General features: G+C 75.2%; 1 protein-coding gene. It reads left to right on the top strand.

All coding sequences use genetic code 11. The features are described from left to right. A partial coding sequence (locus DEH69_RS06285; RefSeq protein WP_113685886.1) for a type I polyketide synthase occupies positions 1 to 3,305 on the top strand: 3,305 nt, incomplete at both ends.

Raw genomic sequence — 3,305 nt, 5'->3', positions numbered from 1 at the left:
CGAGTGGAAGCCCCTCACCGACCGCCCCACCCAACCCCTCACCGGCACCTGGCTGTTGATCGGCGGCGACGACGCCGACCGCACCGCCTGGGCCGAACGCCTCACCGCCGCGGGGGCGCACCTCCTCACCGCATCCGCGGACACGCTGCCCGATGAGCCGCTTGACGGCGTGGTATCCCTGTTCGCCTCCGCCCCCGCAACGGTGGAGCTGGTCAAGGCGTTGGAGCGGCACGGCGTCAACGCGCCGCTGTGGCTGCTCACCCGGGGCGCCGTGCTCGGCGTCACCGAGCCCGAACAGGCCCAGGTCTGGGGCCTCGGCCGCGTCATCGGCCTCGAACACCCCGACCGCTGGGGCGGGTTGCTCGACGTTCCCGAGGCCATGGGCGACACCGAGTGGGCCCGCGCGCTCTCCGCGCTCGCCGGGATCGACCACGAGGACCAACTCGCCGTCCGCGAACGAGGGTTGCTGGCCCGCCGCCTGGCGCGCGACCCGCTGGGCGGCCGCGAGGCCGAGACGCCGTGGCGCCCGCGCGGCACCGTCCTGGTCACCGGAGGCACCGGCGCGCTCGGCGCCCACACCGCCCGCTGGCTCGCGGGCGCGGGCGCCGAGCACCTGGTGCTGACCAGCCGCAGGGGCGAGGACGCGCCGGGCGCGCCCGAACTCGCCGACGAGCTGCGCGCGTTGGGCGCGCGGGTCACCATCGCGGCGTGCGACGTCGCCGACCGCGAAGCGCTCGCCACCCTGGTGGACGAGGTGCCCGGCATCACCGCCGTCGTCCACACCGCGGGCGTCGCACCCATGGTGCCGCTCGTCGACACCACCCCCGAGGACTTCGCCGCCACCCTCGCCGCCAAGGTCGCCGGGACCCGGAACCTCCACGAGCTGATCCCAGGACCGCTGGACGCGTTCGTGCTGTTCTCGTCCAACGCGGGCGTGTGGGGGAGCGGAGGCCAGGGCGCCTACGCCGCAGCCAACGCCTACCTCGACGCGTTCGCCGAGTGGCGCCGCGCCCAGGGCCTCGCCGCCACCTCCGTCGCGTGGGGCGCCTGGGCCGGGGGCGGCATCGCCTCTCTCGGCGATGCGGAGGAGAACCTGCGCCGCCGCGGCGTGCGTGCCATGGCGCCCGAGCTGGCCATGCGCGCCCTCCAGGACGCCATCGACCACGACGAGACGTTTGTCGCCGTCGCCGACGTCGACTGGGAGACGTTCCTCCCGGCGTTCACCGTCGCCCGCCACCGCCCGCTGATCGCCGACATCCCCGAGGTCGTCGCCCTCCTCGACGCCGACGCCGACGCCGCCGATGACGAGCCGCTGTCCGAGCTGGCCCAGCGCGTCGCGGGCCGCCCCGCCGACGAGCAACACCGCCTCGTCCTCGACGTCGTCCGCGCCCAGGCCGCCGCCGTCCTCGGCCACGCCTCGGCCGAAGCGGTCACGCCCGCACGGGCGTTCAAGGAGCTGGGCTTTGACTCGCTGACCGCCGTCGACCTGCGCAACCGCCTCTCCGCCGCCACCGGGCTGCGGCTGCCCGCCACCCTGGCGTTCGACTACCCCACCGCCGAAGGGCTCGCCACCTATCTGCGCGGCGAGCTGCTCGGTACCGCCGACGACGCGCGGCAGGCCCCCACCGCCGTGGCGAGCGACGAGCCGCTGGCCATCGTCGGCATGACCTGCCGCTACCCGGGCGGCGTCGCGTCCCCCGAGGACCTGTGGCAGCTGGTCCTCGACGGGGTCGACGCCGTCACCGAGTTCCCCGACGACCGCGGCTGGGACATCGCGCGCCTCTACGACCCCGACCCGAACCGGCCCGGCACCACGCATGTGCGGGAGGGCGCGTTCGTCGACGACGTCGCCGCGTTCGACCCCGCGTTCTTCGGGATCTCCCCGCGCGAGGCCACCGCCATGGACCCGCAGCAGCGGATCCTCCTGGAGACCGTGTGGGAGGCGTTCGAACGGGCCGGGCTCACCCCCGACACCGTGCGCGGCAGCCAGACCGGCGTCTTCGTCGGCGCCTCGGGATCCGACTACGCCACCCTCGTCCAGCCAAGCGAGGGCACCGAGGGCCACCTCGCCATGGGCAGCGCGTCGGGCGCCGTCTCGGGCCGCGTCTCCTACACCTTCGGCCTCGAAGGCCCCGCCGTCACCGTCGACACCGCGTGCTCGTCGTCGCTCGTCGCGCTCCACCTCGCCGCGCAGTCCCTCAGGCAGGGCGAGTGCTCCCTCGCGCTGGCCGCGGGCACGATGATCATGTCGCGCCCCCACCAGTTCGTGGAATTCGGCACGTTGGGCGCGCTCTCGGCCGACGGCCGCTGCCGCGCCTTCGGCGCCGAGGCCGACGGCACGGGGTGGGGCGAGGGCGTGGGCGTCCTCGTCCTCGAACGCCTCTCCGACGCCCAGCGCAACGGGCACCGGATCCTCGCCGTCGTCCGCGGCTCCGCCGTCAACCAGGACGGCGCGTCCAACGGCCTCACCGCACCCAACGGCCCGGCCCAACAGCGCGTCATCCGCGCCGCGTTGGCCAACGCCGGGCTCGCGCCCTCCGACATCGACGTGGTCGAGGCCCATGGCACGGGAACGCGCCTGGGCGACCCCATCGAGGCCCAGGCGCTGCTGGCCACCTACGGTCAGGACCGCGACGACCAACGCCCCCTGTGGCTCGGCTCGTTGAAGTCCAACATCGGCCACCTCCAGGCCGCCGCTGGCGTCGCCGGGGTCATCAAGATGGTCATGGCCATGCGCCACGGCATCATGCCCCGCACCCTCCACGCCGACGACCCCACGCCGCACGTCGACTGGACGGCGGGCGCCGTCTCGCTGCTGGTCGAGCAGCGGCCTTGGGAGCGCGGCGCCGCGCCACGCCGGGCGGGCGTCTCCGCCTTCGGCGGCAGCGGCACCAACGCGCACCTCATCCTCGAAGAGGCCCCCGAGCCCGAGAACGCCCCCGCCACGGCCGCCACGCCGTCCGGCACCGTCGTTCCGCTGGTCCTCTCGGCCAAGTCCGAGGCCGCCCTGCGGGACCAGGCCCGGCAGCTCAAGGCCACCGTGGAGAGCGGCGCCGACCTCGGCGACATCGCCCACTCCCTCACCGCGTTCCGCGCCGCGCACGACGAGCGCGCCGTGGTCGTCGGCGCCGACCCCGAAGAACTCGCGGCGGCGCTCGACGCGTTCGCCGCGGGCGCCGCCGCCGACGCCGCGGGCATCGTCTCCGGTCGGGTGGTGGCGGGGGCGGGGCGTCCGGTGTTTGTGTTTCCGGGTCAGGGGGCGCAGTGGGTGGGGATGGCGTCTGGGCTCCTTGGTACGTCGTCGG

It is taken from the genome of Streptomyces sp. PT12, assembly GCF_003311645.1.
GTDB lineage: Bacteria > Actinomycetota > Actinomycetes > Streptomycetales > Streptomycetaceae > Streptomyces.
The sequence above is the reverse complement of the archived record's forward strand: the minus strand, read 5'-3'. Positions and strand labels throughout refer to the sequence as shown.